This window comes from Kitasatospora sp. NPDC088160 (assembly GCF_044741445.1).
GTDB lineage: Bacteria > Actinomycetota > Actinomycetes > Streptomycetales > Streptomycetaceae > Kitasatospora.
Map to the genome: position 1 here is coordinate 45,464 of NZ_JBIUSS010000029.1, position 19,089 is coordinate 64,552.

At 72.1% G+C, this 19,089-nt stretch carries 18 protein-coding genes; 8 read left to right on the top strand and 10 right to left on the bottom strand.

Annotated features, from left to right (window positions below):
- Positions 1-156 precede the first annotated feature (156 nt).
- The gene (locus ACIOGZ_RS35185) at positions 157-582 is read left to right on the top strand and encodes a hypothetical protein (RefSeq protein WP_363581061.1); all 426 of its coding nucleotides are present in this window, start codon (positions 157-159) and stop codon (positions 580-582) included.
- Between the two features lie 93 nt (positions 583-675).
- On the opposite strand, the gene ACIOGZ_RS35190 is transcribed toward ACIOGZ_RS35185, so the two are convergent.
- Positions 676-2,076, bottom strand: a complete 1,401-nt coding sequence (locus tag ACIOGZ_RS35190; RefSeq protein ID WP_363581062.1) for a HAMP domain-containing sensor histidine kinase — start codon at positions 2,074-2,076, stop codon at positions 676-678.
- Complete coding sequence (locus tag ACIOGZ_RS35195) at positions 2,073-2,759, bottom strand: response regulator transcription factor (RefSeq protein ID WP_063352055.1); 687 nt, start codon at positions 2,757-2,759, stop codon at positions 2,073-2,075. The genes ACIOGZ_RS35190 and ACIOGZ_RS35195 overlap by 4 nt, the downstream gene beginning before the upstream one ends.
- Before the next feature lie 181 nt (positions 2,760-2,940).
- Here ACIOGZ_RS35195 and ACIOGZ_RS35200 point away from each other — a divergent pair, with 181 nt between their 5' ends.
- From ACIOGZ_RS35200 to ACIOGZ_RS35215, 4 genes are all read left to right on the top strand, one after another.
- Positions 2,941-4,149, top strand: a complete 1,209-nt coding sequence (locus ACIOGZ_RS35200; RefSeq protein ID WP_400988910.1) for a UDP-N-acetylglucosamine--N-acetylmuramyl-(pentapeptide) pyrophosphoryl-undecaprenol N-acetylglucosamine transferase — start codon at positions 2,941-2,943, stop codon at positions 4,147-4,149.
- A 74-nt stretch (positions 4,150-4,223) separates the two neighbouring features.
- Complete coding sequence (locus tag ACIOGZ_RS35205) at positions 4,224-5,252, top strand: SDR family NAD(P)-dependent oxidoreductase (protein ID WP_363622064.1); 1,029 nt, start codon at positions 4,224-4,226, stop codon at positions 5,250-5,252.
- Positions 5,253-5,500: 248 nt separating this feature from the next.
- Positions 5,501-6,271, top strand: a complete 771-nt coding sequence (locus ACIOGZ_RS35210) for a hypothetical protein (protein WP_400988912.1) — start codon at positions 5,501-5,503, stop codon at positions 6,269-6,271.
- A 292-nt stretch (positions 6,272-6,563) separates the two neighbouring features.
- On the top strand, positions 6,564-7,355 hold the full coding sequence (locus ACIOGZ_RS35215; protein ID WP_400988977.1) for a nucleotidyltransferase domain-containing protein: 792 nt from the start codon (positions 6,564-6,566) through the stop codon (positions 7,353-7,355).
- A 272-nt stretch (positions 7,356-7,627) separates the two neighbouring features.
- Here ACIOGZ_RS35215 and ACIOGZ_RS35220 read toward each other — a convergent pair whose 3' ends face one another.
- Together ACIOGZ_RS35220 and ACIOGZ_RS35225 are read right to left on the bottom strand one after the other, a co-directional pair.
- Positions 7,628-8,008: a VOC family protein gene (locus ACIOGZ_RS35220; protein ID WP_363581071.1), complete on the bottom strand. Its 381-nt coding sequence runs from the start codon at positions 8,006-8,008 to the stop codon at positions 7,628-7,630.
- 170 nt (positions 8,009-8,178) lie between these two features.
- Positions 8,179-9,312, bottom strand: a complete 1,134-nt coding sequence (locus ACIOGZ_RS35225; protein ID WP_363581073.1) for a DUF4185 domain-containing protein — start codon at positions 9,310-9,312, stop codon at positions 8,179-8,181.
- A gap of 394 nt (positions 9,313-9,706) precedes the next feature.
- Here ACIOGZ_RS35225 and ACIOGZ_RS35230 point away from each other — a divergent pair, with 394 nt between their 5' ends.
- Positions 9,707-10,339, top strand: coding sequence for a peptidase inhibitor family I36 protein (locus tag ACIOGZ_RS35230; protein WP_400988914.1), 633 nt, complete (start codon positions 9,707-9,709; stop codon positions 10,337-10,339).
- A 46-nt stretch (positions 10,340-10,385) separates the two neighbouring features.
- Here the strand turns inward: ACIOGZ_RS35230 and ACIOGZ_RS35235 are convergent, their stop codons facing one another.
- From ACIOGZ_RS35235 to ACIOGZ_RS35255, 5 genes are all read right to left on the bottom strand, one after another.
- On the bottom strand, positions 10,386-11,087 hold the full coding sequence (locus ACIOGZ_RS35235; RefSeq protein WP_363581306.1) for a PIG-L family deacetylase: 702 nt from the start codon (positions 11,085-11,087) through the stop codon (positions 10,386-10,388).
- Positions 11,088-11,294: 207 nt separating this feature from the next.
- Positions 11,295-11,477 carry a hypothetical protein gene (locus tag ACIOGZ_RS35240; protein ID WP_363581077.1) on the bottom strand — a complete coding sequence of 61 codons (183 nt, stop codon included), beginning with the start codon at positions 11,475-11,477 and terminating at the stop codon, positions 11,295-11,297.
- A gap of 157 nt (positions 11,478-11,634) precedes the next feature.
- Complete coding sequence (locus ACIOGZ_RS35245) at positions 11,635-12,933, bottom strand: glycosyltransferase 87 family protein (protein ID WP_363581079.1); 1,299 nt, start codon at positions 12,931-12,933, stop codon at positions 11,635-11,637.
- A gap of 400 nt (positions 12,934-13,333) precedes the next feature.
- Positions 13,334-13,723 (bottom strand): hypothetical protein, encoded by a 390-nt coding sequence (locus ACIOGZ_RS35250; protein ID WP_363630863.1) that lies wholly within the window; start codon positions 13,721-13,723, stop codon positions 13,334-13,336.
- A gap of 443 nt (positions 13,724-14,166) precedes the next feature.
- Complete coding sequence (locus ACIOGZ_RS35255) at positions 14,167-15,480, bottom strand: UDP-glucose dehydrogenase family protein (RefSeq protein WP_400988917.1); 1,314 nt, start codon at positions 15,478-15,480, stop codon at positions 14,167-14,169.
- Between the two features lie 334 nt (positions 15,481-15,814).
- On the opposite strand from ACIOGZ_RS35255, the gene ACIOGZ_RS35260 reads away from it, so the two are divergent.
- Positions 15,815-17,206 carry a sporulation protein gene (locus tag ACIOGZ_RS35260; protein WP_400988919.1) on the top strand — a complete coding sequence of 464 codons (1,392 nt, stop codon included), beginning with the start codon at positions 15,815-15,817 and terminating at the stop codon, positions 17,204-17,206.
- Between the two features lie 22 nt (positions 17,207-17,228).
- On the opposite strand, the gene ACIOGZ_RS35265 is transcribed toward ACIOGZ_RS35260, so the two are convergent.
- On the bottom strand, positions 17,229-17,822 hold the full coding sequence (locus tag ACIOGZ_RS35265) for a helix-turn-helix domain-containing protein (protein ID WP_363581087.1): 594 nt from the start codon (positions 17,820-17,822) through the stop codon (positions 17,229-17,231).
- A 125-nt stretch (positions 17,823-17,947) separates the two neighbouring features.
- Between ACIOGZ_RS35265 and ACIOGZ_RS35270 the strand changes: the two genes are divergently transcribed.
- Positions 17,948-19,075, top strand: coding sequence for an FAD-dependent oxidoreductase (locus tag ACIOGZ_RS35270; RefSeq protein ID WP_400988921.1), 1,128 nt, complete (start codon positions 17,948-17,950; stop codon positions 19,073-19,075).
- Positions 19,076-19,089: the final 14 nt, after the last annotated feature.

The window sequence follows — 19,089 nt, forward strand, 5'->3', positions numbered from 1 at the left end:
CGACGATCCCGCAGTCCACCGTCCCGTCCCGACCATGCCGGGCCGCGTCGCAACCCGGCCGGGGCGGCGGCCGGCCCCGATAATCGGTGGGCACACCCGGGCGCCTGCGCAAGGCGCGGTCCCCCCATGTGGGGGAGTTCCAGAGGAGGTTGGTTCATGAGCAGGACGAAGAGGACCGGGACGAAGGCGTGGGGCGGCCGGGCCGCCGTGATCGGTGCGCTGGGTCTGGCCTCGGTGGCCCTGGCCGCCGGGCCCGCGTTCGCCAAGGGCGAGGTGGAGGTCGTGGCTCCGCACACGGCGCGGGTCGGCACGACCTTCACGGTCACGGGGCACGGGGACGACGACGGCGCCGCCTACGTGCAGGTGTGCCTGGAGGGCCGCGGCAGCGGGTCGACGTGGGAGCGGATGACCTGCGGCGCCGTGGTCGAGACGGGCACCGAAGCGGAGGTCGCCGCGCAGGTCAAGGCAGCACACGGCGGCGTCCTGGAATACCGCGCGGTGCTGTTCGGCCTGACCGGCCTGGACGATCGCCACCCCGTTCGCGAGAGGACCTCGGATCCGGTGACGGTGGAGGTCCGCTAAGACCGGCGGCGCGGACCAGCCGCCGATGGGGCCGCGCCGCCGCTCCTCCTCCGGGCCGCCTGGCCGCCGCGCCGCCGAACCGTCGCGGCCCGCTCAGCCCGGCAGCCGCAGGCGGAACAGCGCCCCGCCGCCGGGGGCGGCCTCGGCGGTGAGGGTGGCGCCGTGCGCGTGGGCGATCTGCCGCGCCATGGCGAGCCCGAGCCCGGAGCCGGGCAGGGCGCGGGCGGCGGAGGCCCGGTAGAAGCGGTCGAAGACGTACGGCAGGTCCTCGGGCGCGATGCCGGGGCCGTGGTCGCGGACGGTCAGTTCCAGCCCGGCGGTGAGCCGGACCTCGACCGTGGCGCCCGGCGGGCTGAACTTGGCCGCGTTGTCGAGGAGGTTGGAGACCAGCCGGGCCAGCCGGGCCGGCACGCCGGGGACGGTGCGCTCGGCGGCGCCGTGGCCCGCGGCACCCTCCGCGTCGTCGTCGAGGGCGAAGGCGATCGCCGGCCAGTGGCCGCGCGCGGTGTCGACGCAGTGCCCGACGAGCCGGCCGACCGCGACCTGTTCGAGCAGCGGCTGCGGCTCCTCGTCGCGGGCCAGCTCGATGAGGTCGTTCACCATCCCGGTCACCTCGCGCAGCTGGCGGTGCAGCGCGGACGCCGCCCGCTCCCGCTGTCCCTCGGTCAACCGGTCGGCGCGGGCCAGCAGTTCGGCGTTGGTGCGCAGCGCCGTCAGCGGGGTGCGCAGCTCGTGCGAGGCGTCGGCGACGAGCCTGCGCTGGGCGGCCACGGACTGCTCCAGTTCGCCCAGCATGGTGTTGAAGCTGCCCGCCAGCCTGGTCAGTTCGTCCTCGCGGCGCCCGGGCGGCAGCTCGATCCGCAGCCCCGCGTCCCGGGTGTCGGCGATCCGTTCGGCGGTGCGGGTCAGCCGGGCGACCGGGGCGAGGGCGGTGCGGGCCACGGTGCGCCCGAGTACGGCGGCCAGCAGCAGGCCCGCCGCCGCGACGGCCGCCATCAGCGCGCCGGCCTGCCGCACTCCCTCCTGGACGCTGTCGGCGCGCAGCGCGACCTGGACGGCCTGCCGGGCACCGGGCGGCGCCGCGATCATCGGGGTGGTGAGCATCCGGGCCGGGTGGCCGCCGATGGTGAGGTCGGTGAAGTAGCCGGCCCGCTGCCGGTCGGCGACCTGGCGGGTGGTCGGAGTGACGGGCAGCAGGTACGGCTCGTTCGGCGCCTTGCCGGGGTCGGCGGAGACGATCTGGGCGCAGGCCGGGGCGGCCAGGAAGTTGCACTCGCCGTAGACGACCTGCGGCCCCTGGTCGCGGTGCTGCTGCTGCACCAGGGTGGCCTGCTGGGTGAGGTGCTGGTCGAGCTGGTGGTTGAGCTCGTAGCGGACGATGCTGAACGCGGCCGCGCTGATCCCGAGCGCCACCACGGCGACCGCTGCCGTGCAGGCGAGGGCCAGCCGGGTGCGCAGCGGGCGCCGGCGCCGCCAGCGCGCGTGCGCCCTCAAGCCCGGTCCAGCCGGTAGCCGACCCCGTGCACCGTGTGCACCAGCCGGGGTTCGCCGCCGGCCTCCAGCTTGCGGCGCAGGTAGCCGACGTAGACGGCGAGGGAGTTGGAGTCGGGGCCGAAGTCGGCGCCCCACACCCGCTCCATGATCACCTCGCGCGGGAGCACCTGGCCGGGGTGGCGCAGCAGCACCTCCAGCAGCGCGAACTCGGTGCGCGAGAACTCCACCGGCCGTCCGGCCCTGCTCCCGGTCCGGGTGGCCGGGTCGACCTCCAGGTCGGCGAAGCGGTAGCCGGGCTCCTCGGCGGCCGGGGCGCTGCGCCGCAGCAGGGCGCGCAGCCGGGCGGTCAGCTCGTCCAGGGCGAACGGCTTGACCAGGTAGTCGTCGGCTCCCGCGTCGAGGCCGTCGACGCGGTCGCTCACCGAGTCGCGCGCGGTCAGCACCAGGATCGGGAGCCGGTCGCCCAGGGCCCGCAGCCGGCGGCAGACGGCCAGCCCGTCGAGGACGGGCATCATCAGGTCGAGGACCATCGCGTCGGGCTGCCAGCCGGACACCTCGTTCAGCGCCGCCAGCCCGTCGGCGGCGCCGCGCACCTGGTAGCCCTCGACGGCCAGCCCGTCCTCGACGGCGGCCCGCACCTCCGGATCGTCGTCGACGACCAGCACTCTCTGCCCGTTGCTCATGCGGACAACCCTCTCAGAACGAATCTGAGAAGCCTCTTAGCTCGTCCTCGCGGCGGCCACGGGGCCCTCTGCCGGGCGTTGCCACCTCTGTGCCGCCGGTCGCGCCTGGGCACGTCCGTCGTCCTCGCCCCGCAGAACGACTCTGAGAAGTCTCTTAGGCGGCCTCAGCAAGCTCGACGGCATGCGGACAGAACACGGCAACCATGCCAACCACGATCCGGCCCGCCCCCTGTCGGTGGTGATCGGCGCCGGCGGCACCGGCGGACACATCTACCCGGGCCTCGCGCTGGCCGAGGCGCTGCGCAGAGCCGACCTGCGGGCCGTGATCTCCTTCGTCGGCACCGAACGCGGACTGGAGACCACCCTCATCCCGCAGGCCGGCTACCGGCTGCACACCGTCGACATGATCCCCTTCGACGCCTCCCTCGGCGCGCGCCGCTACCTGCTGCCCGCGGCGCTGCTGCGCTCCGGCCGGGACTGCCGGGAGATCCTGCGGGCCCAGGGCGCGCAGGTCGCGGTCGGCATGGGCGGCTACCCGAGCGCGCCGGTGATCGTCGGCGCCAGGATGGCCGGGCTGCCGAGCGTGGTGCACGAGTCGAACGCGGTGCCCGGGCGGGCCAACCGCTTCGCCGCCCGGCTCACCCCGCACATCGCGCTCGCCTTCGACCGCACCCGCGAGCACCTGCCCGCCGGCCGCTCGGCGCAGACCGTCGGGATGCCGCTGGTCGGCGCCGTCGCCCAGCTCGACCGGGCGGCGCTGCGCGCCGAGGCCCGTCGGCACTTCGCCGTCCCGGAGGGCGTCCGGCTGCTGGTCTTCAACGGCGGCAGCCTCGGCGCCGCCCGCCTCACCGCGGCCGCCGTCGAACTGGCCGGACGCTGGCGCCACCGCACCGACCGGCGGCTGCTGATCAAGACCGGCCCGGCCGCGCTGGCGCAGGTCCGGGCCGCGCTGGACGGCAACCCGGTGGCGCACGCCGTCGCCTACCTGGACCGGATGGACCTCGCCTACGCGGCCGCCGACCTCATGGTGTGCCGGGCCGGCGCGGCCACCGTCGCCGAACTCTCCAGCCTCCGGATGCCCGCCGTGCTGGTGCCCTACCCGCACGCGCCGCACGACCACCAGACCCACAACGCGCGCGTCCTCTCCGACGCCGGCGCCGGCCTGCTGCTGCCGGATGACGAGTGCACCGGCGAACGGCTGGCCGCCCTGGTGGAACCGCTGCTCACCGACCCGGCCCGGCTCGCCGCGATGGCGCAGGCCGCCGACCCGGGCGACCACGCGCGCGCCGCCGACCTGCTGGCCGCCAAGGTGCTGCGCGTCATCGGCCGGATCCCGGCGCCCGCGCCGCCCGCCGTTCCGGCCCCCCTCCCCGGCCCGTACGACCGCTGACCGCCGACCACCTGACCGCCGACCACCTGACTGCTGACCGCCGACCACCCGCCCCGAACCACCGGAGGACCACCATGAACCGCCCCGCCCACCCGAACACCCCCGCCGCCCACCAGGACTGGACCGGCCGGACCGTCCTGGTCACCGGCGCCGAAGGCTTCATCGGCAGCACCCTCGTCGACCTGCTGGTCGCCCGCGGCGCCCGCGTCCGGGCCCTGGTCCACTACAAGCCGTACGCCGAGCGCGGATACCTCGCCCACTACCTGGCCGACCCCGACAGCCCCGTCGAGATGCTCGCCGGAGACGTCCGCGACGCCGGCCGGGTCCTGGACGCCGTCGCCGGCTGCGACACCGTCTTCCACCTCGCCGCGCTCATCGGCATCCCCTACAGCTACCAGGCCCCCGAGGCCTACGTGCAGACCAACGTCGTGGGCACCCAGAACGTCGCCGCCGCCTGCCTGCGGCACGGCGCCCGCCTGGTGCACACGTCCACCAGCGAGGTGTACGGGACCGCGATCACCGCACCCATCGACGAGCACCACCCGCTCCAGCCGCAGTCCCCGTACTCCGCCTCGAAGATCGGCGCGGACATGATGGCACTCTCCTACTGGCACGCCTTCGAACTGCCGGTCGCCGTCGTCCGCCCGTTCAACACCTACGGCCCGCGCCAGTCCGCCCGCGCCGTCATCCCCACCATCCTGGCCCAACTCCACTCCGGTGCACGGGAGATCAGGCTCGGTTCGACCACCCCCACCCGGGACTTCACCTACGCCACCGACACCGCGGAGGGCTTCCTGGCCATCGCCCGCGCCGACCGCACGCTCGGCGAGACCGTCAACCTCGGCACCGGCAGCGAGGTGTCCATCGGCGACCTGGCCAAGGCCCTGATCGTCGCCTCCGGCCGGGACGCCGACATCGTCGTCGACCCGACCCGGCTGCGCCCCGGCGGCAGCGAGGTCGAACGGCTGCTCTCCGACAACCGCAAGGCGCGCGACCTGGCCGGCTGGCAGCCCCGGGTCGGCCTGGACGAGGGCCTGCGCCACACCTCCGACTGGGTCGCCGAACACCTGCACCTCCTCGCCCCGGACCGCTACCAGGTCTGACGCCGCCACTTTGCGGCCAACTTCCCCCTGGGGAAGGGGGCTTGGTGCCGGATCCCACCCGCCGGCTCCGGCACCAAGCCCCACCACCGGCGCCGACCCAACGACCCCGGAAACCGGCACCTCAAGGACCGCCGCGCGTTCGATGAACGTGCCGCCTTCCCTCAGGTGTTGGCTGCCGACACCGATCGTGCGGTGAAAGGGTGTCCTACACTGCGAGCGCCGGCACGGACCGCGATGGGAGAAGGTGAGTGGACATCGACGTCCATGGATTGATGTCGTTGTCGGCCCAGCAACGCTACCGGCTGCTCGCCGACCGACTGAACGCCTACCGGCTATGGGCGTACGAAGACCTCTTCCCCGCAGCGTTCGCCGACGCCGTCGACATCATCCACGCACGTGGCGAGCAGCACCTCGATGCCCAGCGGTTCGTCGACCACACGTTCATCAACCTGATCACCAGACCCGGCGACCTGGTGGCCTTGTGCCGGCGAATCCCTGCCGCGCACCTGCGTCTGGCGGTTGTCGAGGCCTACGTCCGTCAGCCTCTGGTCCCGCCCGACGTTCTGGCCGCCATGGGTGCCTCGGGTGAGGTGTATCGGGAGCTTCCGCCCGGGGGCTGGGCCGAGGTGCCGATGCTCCTGCACGCGTCCGCCAGACTCAGTGCCGAGCCGAGCCGCCGTTTCGAGCTCCATGAGCTGGTTCCGTTCGGTACCGTCCACGATCGGTCGTGTGCCCGGTCGGTTCTTCACTCGGCTCTGGAAGCGGACCAGCTCACCGACCAGGCGCGCGCAGCCGTGCTGAGTCCGGGCGGTGCCGAGATACCCGCGCCCGCCTTCCACGACGGCCAACGAGCGCAGGTGGTGCTCGATGACCGTAACCGCACCCCCCACTGCGGCACCGTCCGGGACAAGATCTGGCACCACAGGGATCAGCAGTGGTACTTCTTCCTGCGCGACGACTCCGGGCGCAGGATCAGCAAGCGGTACTCCGCCGCGGACCTGCAAGCCCGCTGCGCCTGACAGCCGGCCCACGGCTCGGGTGGCTCGGCCACACTCACCGTGTCCGTTCGGGGTGGCGAGCGGGGCGTTGGAGCGCTGTCGCAGGACACGGGGGACGGGTGTCGGCTCCGTCGCCCGATGGCTCCGGAGGATCGGCCGTTCCCTCCCGCGCTCGTCACCAGACGCGCGTGGATCGTCTGCCGCCGGGGCACCCGCCCTCGAAGCCCTCGCATCCGATGGCCTCCGGCGGAAACGGCTGGCCCGACGCGTTGGTGAATGCCAGACTCGCCCCGTGCGAGCGATCATCGAGGAGATGGCCAACCGCCTGGCCGAGGTGCCGGGCGTCGTCGGAGTCATGCTCGGCGGCAGCCGGGCCCGCGGAGAGCACCGGCCGGATTCGGACTGGGACCTCGGCGTCTACTACCGTGGCGGGCTCGATCTCGCCGCGTTGCGCGCGCTGGCCGGCTCCGAGGTGGAGGTGGCCGGCCCGGGCGGCTGGGGGCCGTGGGTGAACGGCGGCGCGTGGCTGCGAGTCGACGGCGTGGCAGTGGACTGGATCCTGCGGGACGTGGACCGGGTCGAGCAGGTGTGGGCGGACTGCCGCGAGGGTCGGTACGAAGTCGGCGTGCAGGCGGGGCATCCCCTCGGCTTCTGGTCGCCCTGCTACGCGGGCGAGGTGGCGCTCGGCCAGGTCCTGGCCGACCCAGCCCGCGAGCTGACGGACCTTCAACAGGAGACCGCGACCTACCCCGAGCCGTTGCGAGAGGCCCTGACGGCGGGAGCCTGGGAGGCGGAGTTCCTGGTCGGCGCCGCAGCGAAGGGCGCGGCACGGGCGGACACGCTGTACGTCTCGCTCTGCCTCTCCCGGGCCGTTGGCGTGCTGGTGCAAGCGATGTTCGCCGCCGACCGGCGCTGGTGCCTCAACGAGAAGGGCGCGCTGGCCGCCGCCGAGACGCTACCGGCCGCGCCAGCCGGCTTCGGCCCGCGAGTCCGCCACCTGTTGGGGGCGCCCGGAGAGAGCGCCGAACTGCTGGCGGCAACAGTGGCCGAGGCGCGGCTGCTGGTCGAGGAGACCCTCGCCGCGCTCCGGAGCCGCACCGAGTAGCAGCACACACCTCGAACCGGGCGCCTCGCCCCTGGCGGCCCGTCAGCGGCTCCACGCCATCATGCGAGCAGCGAACCACCGGGCGGCGGAATCAGCTGGTTCGTTCCTTCGGGTTCACCGTGCAGAAGTGGACGCGGTTGGTCAGCTTGTCGAATCTGCACAAGACTTTCGCCACGTCAGATTCGAGACCGATCAAGCCACCCCCGCCGCACCGGACTTCGCGGCAGGCCCCGGGCGTCCGGAACCTGGCGCCGAGCCGTGGCCGATGAGCATCAGAGCGGGTCGATGCGAGCCTTGAGCAGGCAGAACTCATTGCCTTCGGGGTCGGTCAGGACATGCCACTGCTCCTGCCCGGTCTGGCCGATGTCGGCCGGGCGCGCGCCGAGCGCCAGAAGGCGTTCGAGCTCGGCGTCCTGATCGCGGTCGGTGGGGTTCACGTCGATGTGCAGGCGGGACTTGCCCTTCTCGGGCTCGTCCCGGCGGCTGAGGAAGATCGTCGGTTGCGCACCGCCGAACCCTTCGCGCGGCCCGATCTCCATCGAGCCGTCGTCCTCGCGACCGAGTACGACGAAGTCCAGGACCTCGCACCAGAACCGTGCCAGCACCTCGGGGTCGCGGCAACCGAGCACCAGCTCACCGATACGACACGCCATGACGAATACCTGCTCTCAGCCGGGGAACCGCCGGGGAGACCGCATGCGAACCGCACGGGCTCCCGGCAGCGAAAACAACCCCGCGACCGTACCGGACGAGGCGAGCGCGGTCGACATGATTTCCGGGCCGACGCCGGGCCGGCGGCATCGGGCCCGAAGCCGGAGCGGGCTCAGGACAGCATGTTGATCCGGTACTGCATGATCCGGTAGTTCGTCGGGTCGTACCACTGGCTGACGACGATGTGGAAGTTGCCGAACGTCGAGCCGGGGATGACGAAACCGCCGTACGGGCTGGCGACGAGGTTGGCGACCTCCTGGCCCGGGGCGCAGGGGAGGATCATGGCCTGCTCCAGCGTCGTGGTCAGGTCCGAGGTCGGAAGGGCGAAGACCATCGCCCTGATCGACAGCTGGTCCATGTTCAGCCACGTGAGGACGTACTTGCCGTCCATGGCGCGGAAGCACATCTCGCCCCACTTGCGGGTGCCGAAGACGGTCGTCGGGGCGGGCGCGTTCCACCGCCACCCGCCGTCGGCGTAGCCCCACGGCTCGTAGGCGTCCGGATTGCCGAGGCTCTCCTTCCGTACCCGGTGCAGCAGCATTCCCGATTCCACGTCGCGGTTGAAGACCGTGGACAGGACGTAGCAGTAGCCGTCGTCGGCCACGGCGTACGTCTTCTGCTGGAACTGGCCGCCGTACAGGTCGCCCGGCCACTGGCACAGGTACTGCCAGGTCTCACCGTTGTCGGTGGAGCGCCAGAAGTCGGTGTGGTGGGTGTCGTAGATGACGCCGCGCATGAGGTGCATGTACATCACGCCGTCGACGACGAACACGTCGGACGGGATCGCCGTCGTGGCCTTGTCGCCGACCGGGTTGTGCGGCTCGTCGACCAGGCTGTTGGCGTGGCTGCCGCCGACGCTGCCGTCGATGCGCAGGTTGTTCAGGTCGGCGCTGCTGGAGCGCAGACCGACCGGGGCACGCCAGTCGGCGGCGCCCACCTGGGCGCCGTCGAAGGTGTCGCCGCAGACGAAGAGCATGGTGCCGTCCGGACACAGCACGGGGATGCCGAGGTCGGTCCACGGCGAGGCGAACGGCCCGGTCTCGACCGGTCCGCTGAGGTTCTTCACCTTGGTCGCGACCGTCGGGCTCGGAGGGTCGTTCGGACCGCCGGCGACCGCCGCTGGGGCACCCGAGCCGATGGCCCCCGCCCCCACGGCGACGCCGATGCCGATCTTGAGGAGCTTCCGGCGGGAGGGCCCGCCGGCCGCCGCGTCGGTCCCGCCCGATGAGCCCGATGAGAGTGTCATTTCTGTCGATGGCCTTTCCGAGTCGACGAATTCCCGTGGCTCCGAACGGATCGCGCACCTCGGCGGCGACGGGTCGCCACCGAGGCTACGGCGCCCCGTCGCCCTCCCGTCGACCGGTGGGCAAACCTTCACCCAAATTGGCTATGCCACACGGAAGTTCCGCATCCGGACGTGGACCAGCCGACGGGAGGTGGGGCCGAACGTCCACAGCCGGACGGCCCGCCCACCACCGGCCGCTCCGTGACCCGATCCCGGACGATCCCGGACGGGCGCGGTGAGCAGCAAGTGCTCTCCCGGGCGCAGGTTTCGATCGATCAGCGCGTGCGTGCCGTTTCACGCCCCCTGATCGAGACGCGAGCATCACATATCGTATGCGTATCGCTACCGTTGGAATATGACGCACTCTCAAGTCCGCAGTCTCCTCGTTCGTGGGGTCGTGGCCTTCGTGCTCCTGGCTGCGCCCCTCGGGGCGCGGGCCGCAGCCGCGCCCAGTACGGGTGAGGACGCGCGGCCCGCCATCAGAAACCTGGCCCGCAGTGACCGCGACCTGCTGCAGCAGGCGGTGGACGCCCAACTCACCGCGAGCAAGGACGGTAAGCAGACCGCCGCCAACGAGATCACGTACCCGGACGGGGCGGTGGTGGTCCTGCCGCTGCCGGGCGAGGCGCAGGCTCCGCCGTGGAGCGGGGACCACCACCGTCGGTCCGCCAGGGGCGCGGACTGGAAGAAGTGCCCGGCCCCGACCAGCGAACCCTCCTACTACTGCTTCTACGCCGACAAGAACTGGGGCGGTAGGAGGCTGCAGTTCAACCTCTTCCACGAGGACAGGCCGGTGTACTTCGCCGACTACGGGTTCCGCGACCAGACCAGCAGCTGGGTCAACACCGCCCGCGGCCTGGAGGTGATCGTGGACAACGACCCGGGCGACGGCCAGTGGCAGATGCTCTGGAAGGAGCCGCCGGAGTCCCTGTCCGCGTCGGTCGGCTTCGACAACATGGCCGACCGTTTCTGGGCCGTTCGTCAGTAGCCCTACCGCGCGCCGGCTGAGCTCGTGGCCCCGACCGGCTACTCGGCTACGCCACCGGCCCCGGCTTGTAGTCCGAGGGGAGCGTGTGGACGAACTCCCGCGGGTCGGAGTGCGACTGTTCCATCCAGACGGGCACGCTGCGGTAGCCGAGGGCGTAGAGGTTCCGCTTGGGGTCCCATGTGTTGGAGGCGAGGATCGAGGCACGCTTCTTCGCCATGTGGGCGTCCGGGATGTCGAGGACGTAGGAGGAGGCGGCGTCGCTGCATGCCTTGTGCGTGGGGTTCCCGTCGAGTCGGCCCGCGGCGAACTTGTGCGAGGCGCCCGGGTACTGCTTGGCGAGCGAGCGGACCTTGGCGATGACCTTCTGCACGAAGCCGTCGAAGTCGCCGCTCGCCTCGTCGGAGAGGTCGAAGTTGATGACCTTGTCGACGCCCAGGGCCTTGGCGGAGAGCTTGAACTCGGCCGTACGGCCGACGACGACCTCAGGGGTCGGCCAGGTCTCGGCCCAGCCGAGGGCGTGGTAGTGCCCAGGGGCGGAGCAGTTGTTGCCCAGGCTCTGGCATGCGCCCTGATTCATGTACTGGGCGAGCCCGCCGTTCTCGCCCCGGGTCACCAGCACGAGATAGACCGGTCGCCCGGAGGCCTTGTGCTCCAGGATCGAACCGGCGAGCCCGATCGCCTCGTCGTCCTGGTGCGGCGAGTCGAAGATCGCGGGAGCCGTCGCCGCGTGGGCGCCAGGCGCGGCCAGTGCTGGCCGGTTCCTTCCGCATCACAGCAGCCGGCGGCCCCGCCGCGGATCGCGCACCGGCAGCGGCGCTTCGATCACCGCCCACTGGGCGTCCGCCCACGACGAGTCATAGGAAGGTCTGCACGAAGGGACACACATGGCGGTGATCTTCGCGGACACCCCGCCGCGAAGATCGCCGCCAGCGCATCACGCCACGATGTTGATCGGTTACCGAACACTTTCCGAGGCGGGAGGGGAGATCGTGCCCGCGGTGACCGGCTCCGGCGTGACCGTGATGTAGGTCGGGGCCGGAGCGGTCTCCCGGGCGCGGGCCGTGTACCAGCCGGCGCCGAACGCGAGGATTCCGATCAGGAGGCCTGCGAGGACCATGGTGACGTACTGCTGTTTCATGGCCCCAAGGGTAGAGCGCCCGTGGTCAACTCCCGTGCCGCCACGGCATGATGGCCACCTCTTGCGTCAAGCGTGGTTGACGCGAGAGGTGGCCATCATGCCGCGGGAGGGAGGAAGGTCACTGTCCGAAGCCGTGTGACCGGGCGATCCGGCGAACCTACGCGGTCAGCGCCGCCGCCCCTGCGGCCGGTTCGAGGTCGCCCGGAGTCCACGAGCGCCGGAACTCCCCGATGGTGGCCCGGAGTACGGCTATCAGCGCCAGCAGCATCAGCGCGCCGTGGGCCGGCATCGACAGGTACGGCGACACGCTGGGGGCGATGAACTTGAGGTAACTGCCGAAGGACGACAACTGGACCAGGACCGGCACGTACCAGAGCCGCCGGGGCAGCTGGAAGGCGATGATCACGCTGATCACGTCCGCGACGTAGAAGTAGCGCTCGTGCATGGACGGCAGCAGGAACGGCACCGCGATCGCGAAGACGGCGGCCAGCAGCAGGATCCCCGTGTCCGTGAGCTCGGGCCGCCCCTCCCGTACCGCCGGTGCCTCCCGCCCGTCCCCGGCCTTCAGCGCCGCCGCCCCGCCGGCGCGGTGGATGGCCCAGACCGCCAGCCCGATCAGCACCAGCACCAGCGCGCCCGCGACCAGCACACCTGCGTGCCGTACGGCGTCCTGCTCCTCGAACGGCACCGAGACGAACTGGTAGACCGATGGCGCGTTGAGCGTGAGGTCCTTGTACGTGTCCGGCTGCCGGGCGTACACCGTCAGCAGCTGCCAGGGGTCGGAGCCGAGCAGGACGGCGGGGATGTCGAGCGCCACGTACACCGCCGGAAGGGCCAGCAGGCTTCGCCACGGGATCCGTCGCGCCAGCACCAGGACGAGCAGGAGCGGGAACAGGAAGACCGCCTGGAGCTTGAACGCCAGCGCGATCCCGAAGAACGAGCAGGCCCACCACGGCCGGTCGCGCAGGATGTGGTAGACGCCGCCGACCAGGAAGGTCGTGAAGATCGCGTCGGCCTGGCCCCACCAGCCGCTGTTGGTCACGACCGTGGGGAGGAAGAGGACGATCACCGCCGCGCCGAGGGCCCGCCAGGGCTGCTGCGGCGACCGCAGGGAGACGATGCGGAACGTGTAGTACGCCAGTGCCAGATCGAACAGGATCGAGACGCACTTGATACCCGTCAGCGCGGCCACCGGAAGGTAGGTGAGCGCGGCCATCAGGTACAGGTAGGGGACGTTGTAGTCCGAGAAGCCGGTGCCGCTGAGAGCGTGGAACCCGCCGTTGTTCGCGATGTACTGGTACCAGGGCCCGAGGAAGTAGTAGAAGTCCGTCGACTCGTTGTCCAGCATCAGGATGCGGACCGAGAGCGCGGCCATCACCGCCGCCATCGCGGCCAGAATCAGGACCGTCGGGTCGGCCGTGCGCTGGCGCGGCTCCTCGGCGGTTATCTCGGACATCGGTCTCCATTCGGGTCGGCGGTGCGGTGGGCCGGCCGGGGTGCGTGTCGTGGGTCGGACGGCGAGGCCGGTACCGCGGCCCTCCGCGGGGGAGCCCCGTCCGCAGGGCGGCAGCCGGACCCGAAAGCCCTCCGTGCCCCACCCCTTGGTCCGCCCCCGTGGCCCGTTCCCGTGATCCGTTCCCGTGAGCCGGCCCCGACGGTGGCATCCGGCGGGTGGTGCGCGAACGGGCGGATCCGCCCCCGGCCGATCATAGGCGCCCGTGTCCACCGGCACTCTGCTGGCCCCGGACCGTCAGGACACGGAGAAGAGCCGACCCGGGCGGCACGGACGACACCGGCCCCGGGGCGGACCCTTCGACGCCGGCCCACAGCGCCTGCGGCCGCCGATCCTCCTACTGCTACTCCGCAGAAGTCGGTGGAGGGGTGTTGAGCTGGGCCGCGTATTCGTCGGTGAGGATGCTGCAGGTGCACCAGTCGCTTGTGCACGGGGCGCCGGCCTCGGCGCCGTAGGGGCCGAGACCGGCCATGAGGTGGAGTACCTCCGTGCGCTCCGGCGCGGAGAGAACGGGGAGCGTCGCAGAAGGCGGCGACTGCTGCCAGACGGCCGGATCATCGGCCACGTCACCGATGACCCGTGCGTCGATGAACAAGGTGTAGAGGGGATGCTCGGGAAAGTCGTTGAGTCGCAGGACCCACCAGTGCCCTTCGACCCGGGCCGCGTAGTAGAAGACACCTGTGCCGGTGCCGCGCCACGTGGCCCCCGGGGGCAGCGCAGGGAGAGGAATCATGCCCGCGTCGTCCGGGCTGCCGTGTCGAACGGGGGCGGACCGGCGGGGTCGCCCGGGTGCACACCGCAGGCGCAGCCGAGTGCCTCTTCGGGGGAACCGGTGGGCAGTCCGGTGGTGAAGCACCGGCACCACGGAGGCTGGGGCTCCTGGGTGGGCAATTCGGCTGCTACGTAGGCGAATCCGGCTCGGAGGCGGACCGTGACGGCGTTCACGTGGGGCCGGCGTTCACGGGCGTGGCCCTTCAGGCACCGACGCAGGTGGTGCTGCATCGATTTCGGTGGGTTCTTCGGCACGGGCCCATCCTGCCGGGTGCGGCGTCGGCCCGCCATGGCCGTCGGCTGTGAGTGATGGCCATGGGGTGGGGCGGTGCTTGCGGCCGTGCTCAAAAGGCAGGTTCGCGAGAGTCGGACGGGATACACGTGGCTGCCGGGGCTCCGCGTTGCTCAGGGGCGGCCGAGGGCGCGGAAGGTCCAGCCGGCCGCACGCCAGCGAGCGGCGTCGAGGGTGCCGCGGGCGTCGATGACCTGGGGGACGGCGATGTGTCGGGCGAGGTCGGCCGGGTCGGCGTCGGAGTACTGGGGCCAGTCGGTCAGGTGCAGCAGCAGTTCGGCGCCGGTGACGGCCTGGGTGGGGTCGTCGGCGTAGTCGAGCCGGGGGTAGGCCCTGCGGGCGTTGTCCATGGCGGCGGGGTCGTGGACGGTGACCTCGGCGCCGGCCCGCTGGAGGGCGTCGGCGACGGCCAGGGCCGGGGAGTCGCGGATGTCGTCGGTGTGGGCCTTGAACGCGGCGCCCCAGACCGCGATCCGCTGGCCGGTCACGGCGTTGCCGAGGACTTCGCGGGCGAGTTCGACGGTGTGCTCGCGCCGGCGCCGGTTGATCGCCGCGACCTGGCGGAGTAGGCCGGTGTCGGCGCCGAGCTCTTCGGCGCGGTAGGTGAACCCGGCCAGGTCCTTGGGCAGGCAGCCGCCGCCGAACCCGAGGCCGGGCCGCATGCCCTCGGCGCCGATCCGGTGGTCGTAGCCCAGGGCGAGGACGATCTGCCGGACGTCGGCGCCGGCCAGCTCGCAGAGCTCGGCCATCGCGTTGATGAAGGAGATCTTGGTGGCGAGGAAGGCGTTCGCGGCGCCCTTGATCAGCTCGGCCGTCGCGATGCCGGTGACGATCAGCGGGGAGCCGGCGGCCAGGATGTCGGCGTAGACCTGCCGGAAGGCGGCCTCGCTGCCGGTGTCACCGTCCTCGACGCCGAGCACGATCCGGTTCGGCTCCAGGGTGTCCAGGAGGGCGAACGACTCGCGCAGGAACTCCGGCGACCAGGCCAGGCCGACGCTCACCCCGGCGCGGAGGTGCTCGTCCAGGGTCTGCCGCAGCTCTGCGACCGTGCCGACCGGGACGGTCGATTTGCCGATGATGACCGCGCCGTCGCCGAGCCGGGGGGCCAGGCGCCGGACGGCGGTGTGGAGGTGGGTGAGGTCGTAGGCGCCGCTGCCGTCCCGCTGCGGGGTGCCGACGCCCAGGAAGTGGACGTCGGCGAAGTCGGCGGCCTCCGCGTAGGAGGCGGTGAAGCGGAGCCGTCCGGTGGCGGTGTGCTCGGCGAGCAGGTCGTCCAGGCCGCGCTCGACGAACGGGGCCTGGCCCTTGTTCAGCGCGTCGACCTTGTCGGTGTCGGTGTCCATGCCGAGGACCTGGTGGCCGAGCTCGGCCATCGCGGCGGCGTGGGTCGCGCCGAGGTAGCCGCAGCCGATCACGGTGAGTTTCACGAACGTGTCCTTCCGAAGGGGCGGGCGGTGTCCGCGCCGGCCGGTCCTGCGATTCCGCGCATCCGGTTGTCACCCCTGAGCGTGAATCGGTGGTGGCCCCGACGGGAGGAGGTTTCCACAGGTCCCGGCGGAGGCCCGGAGCACCAGGCAACCGCCTGGCAGCCCGTGCGGGGAGGGCTCGCAAGGGGGCTCACACATCGTGCATCCGATTCACCATGAGCGACGGATGCCCTACCCTCGGTGATCCGTCCTCGGGTGCCGGACACGCGACTTCTCGTGGCCGGCCGTGTACGACTTCCCCGTGCCCGCGCGGGGACCGACTGAGGGGGACGCCGTGGCGCCGACCACCCGCCGGACCAAGCCGCCGAACGACGCACTGGCCCGGATGATCGACAAGTGCGAGGGCGCCAGCCACAAATCGCTGGCCCACCGCGTGAACCAGCTCGCCCACGAAGCCGGGCTGACCACGACCTACACGCACACGTCCGTTGCGAACTGGACGGCGCGAGGCATGGTGCCGGACTGGCCCGTGCCGAAGTTGCTGGCCCGGGCGATCGGCGAGCGGCTCGGCCGGCCCGTGGAACTCGGCGAGATCGGTATGGCCGATGCCGGGACACCGGACGCCGCGATGGGGTGGGATTTCCCGAGGGACCCCGCCGAGGCCGTGCGCACGGCCACTTCGTTCTGGACCAGCGTGAACCGCCGAGACTTCCTCACCGGTGCGGGCTTCGCCGTCTCCGCGTTCACCACCCCGGTCACCCGCTGGCTGGTCACCCCCGCCGACGACACCGCCGCCCACCGCGGCCGCGGCCGGGTCGGCGCCGCCGACCTCGCCGAACTGCGGGACGCCGCAGACGAGGCCCGGCGCTGGGACTCCAGATACGGCGGCGGGAACTGGAAGGCCGACTCCGTCACCGCCTGCCTCCGGGAACGCGCGGTCCCGCTCCTGAACGGCTCCTTCGGCGACGAGGTCGGCCGCCAACTGTTCTCCGCGACGGCCGAGTTGTCCCGCCTGGCGGGCTGGACCGCCTTCGACGTCGGCCAACACGAGGTCGCTCAACGGCACTTCATCCAGGCCCTCCGCCTGGCCCGGGCCGGCGGCGACGTCCAGCTCGGCTGCTATGTCCTGACCACGATGGCCATGCAGACCCTGCTGAGGGGATTCGCCGGCGAGGCCATCGACATGACCCAGGGCGCCTTCGAGCGGGCCAAGGGCCGGGCAGCCCCCAGGGTGCTCGCGTTCACCAAGCTCATCGAGGCCCGGGCCCACGCCCGGGACGGCGACGCCCGGGCCGCCTCCGCCGCGCTCGCCGCCTCCGAGAGCCTGCTCGACCAGGCCCGCGACGGCGCCGAGGAGCCGGCGTGGATCGACTTCTACCACCACGCGCGGCTCTCGGCCGACGCCGCCGAGATCTTCCGCGACCTGAAGCACCCCGAGGCCGCCCTCGCGTGGAACGCGCAGGCCGCCGCCATGCCGCCCGGGGTGTTCACCCGCTCGGTCGGGATGCGGCTGGCCATCGTCGGAACCGCCCACCTCCAGAGCAAGGAACTGGACCAGGGCCTCGCGTTCGGCCACCAGGCCGTCGACATCCTCGCCCGTGTCCAGTCCAGCCGGGCCAAGGACTACGTCCGCGAGTTCAACACCGCGCTCACCCCTTGGCGCCGCGAGCCGCGGGTCGTCGAGTTCCTCCGGCGGACCGGCAAGGAACTCGGCGTCGCGGCATAGGGCGAGAGGCCGCGTGGCCGGGTCAGGTGCCCGGGCGGGAGGCTGCCCAGCCGTGTTCGAGCAGGGCGAAGGCCTCGTCGGCGGCTCGGCGCGGTTCGGCGTGCCGCAGGATGAGGCTGCGGCTCTCAAGGGCGAAACGGGCGAGGGCGGCGCAGCTGACGTCGTCCTCGGGGGCGTTGACGGCCTCGGCGATGGCTCGTGCCAGGGCGGTTTCGTGGCGCGTCCACATGCGGTGGGCGTAGTCGCGCAGCGCGGGGGTCTCCTGCACCATGCGCGTGAAGTCGGCGAACCGCGGGTCCGCGGTGTGGACGGCGAACTGGGTCTGCGTCAGCAGGAGGTGCTCGCGCAGCGCCTGCGGGATCGACGTGCCGGGGGTGCGTTCGCGTACGGCGGCGACGAGTGCTGCTTCGATGTCGTCCTCCTGGTCGAAGACCAGGGCTTCCTTGCCGGAGAAGTGCTTGAACAGGGTGGTCACCGAGACGTCGGCGGCCTCGGCGACGTCCTTGACGCCGACCTGGTCGTAGCCGTGTTCGAGGAAGAGGTCGAGTGCGGCGTCGGCCAGGGACTGGCGGGTCTGGGCCTTCTTGCGCTCGCGGCGCCCGGTCGGTTCGGTCACGTGCCCACCATACCGACATAGTGCATCCGCTGCAAAAGTTTAGTCGTTGCGCTTATTTAGCGAGTGTGCTTTCTTGGTGGTGCCGGGCCTCCCAACGGCCCACCCACCTCCCGAGGGGCACTCCCATGAACTCTGCCCGCAATCCCCGTGATCCCCGCCGTCCCCGCATCGCGATCGTCGGCGCCGGCCTCGGCGGCCTCACCTGCGCCCGGGTCCTGCAGCAGCACGGTCGCTCCGTCACCGTCTTCGAACGCGAGGCATCCGCCGGCGCCCGCCCGCAGGGCGGCACCCTCGACCTGCACGCCGACACCGGCCAGGCCGCCCTGCGCGCGGCGGGGCTCCTCGACCGGTTCCACGCCCTCGCCCGCCCCGAAGGAGACGCGTGGCGCGTGCTCGACTTCGCCACCGCCGCGCTCCTGGCGCAGCAGGGGCCTTCCGCCGACGGCGGCCGGCCGGAGATCGACCGGGGCCAACTGCGCGGCCTGCTTCTGGACTCGATCGCCGAGGGCACGGTGCGATGGGACCGCGCCGTCAGTGGGGTCACCCCGCTGGCGGACGGCACCTGCCGGCTGTGCTTCGGTGACGGTACCGCCGAGGACTTCGACTTGGTGGTCGGTGCCGACGGCGCCTGGTCGCGCGTCCGCCCGGCCCTGTCGCCCGCCGTACCGGGCTACACCGGTGTCACCTTCGTCGAGACCGGATTCGACCACTGCGACACCCGTCACCCCGACCTCGCGCGGCTGGTCGGCAGCGGATCGATGCTGGCGAAGGGCGTCGGCAGGTCCCTGGTCGCCCAGCGCAACAGCAACGGCCACATCCGCGCCTACATCGCGCTGCGCGTGCCGGAGGACTGGCACACGGCCGCCGGTATCGACCTCGGCGACCAGCGGGCCGTGCGGACGCACCTGCTGAGGGCGTTCGACGGCTGGGACGAGAGCCTGCGCCACGTCCTGCGCGACAGCGACAGCGGGCTCGTCAACCGGCCCCTGTTCGTCCTGCCCGCCTCGCACACCTGGCAGCACGTCCCCGGCGTCACGCTGCTCGGCGATGCCGCGCACCTGATGCCCCCGGTCGGACTGGGTGCCAATCTCGCCATGCTCGACGGTTCCGACCTCGCCCACGCCCTCGCCACCGAACCCAGCGTCGACGACGCCGTCCGCGCCTACGAGAGCATCATGCTGCCGCGCTCGATCAAGGCCGCGACGGGCAGCGCGCAGGGACTCGACCACCTCGTTCCCGCGACGGCCCCCTGAACCGACTCCACTCG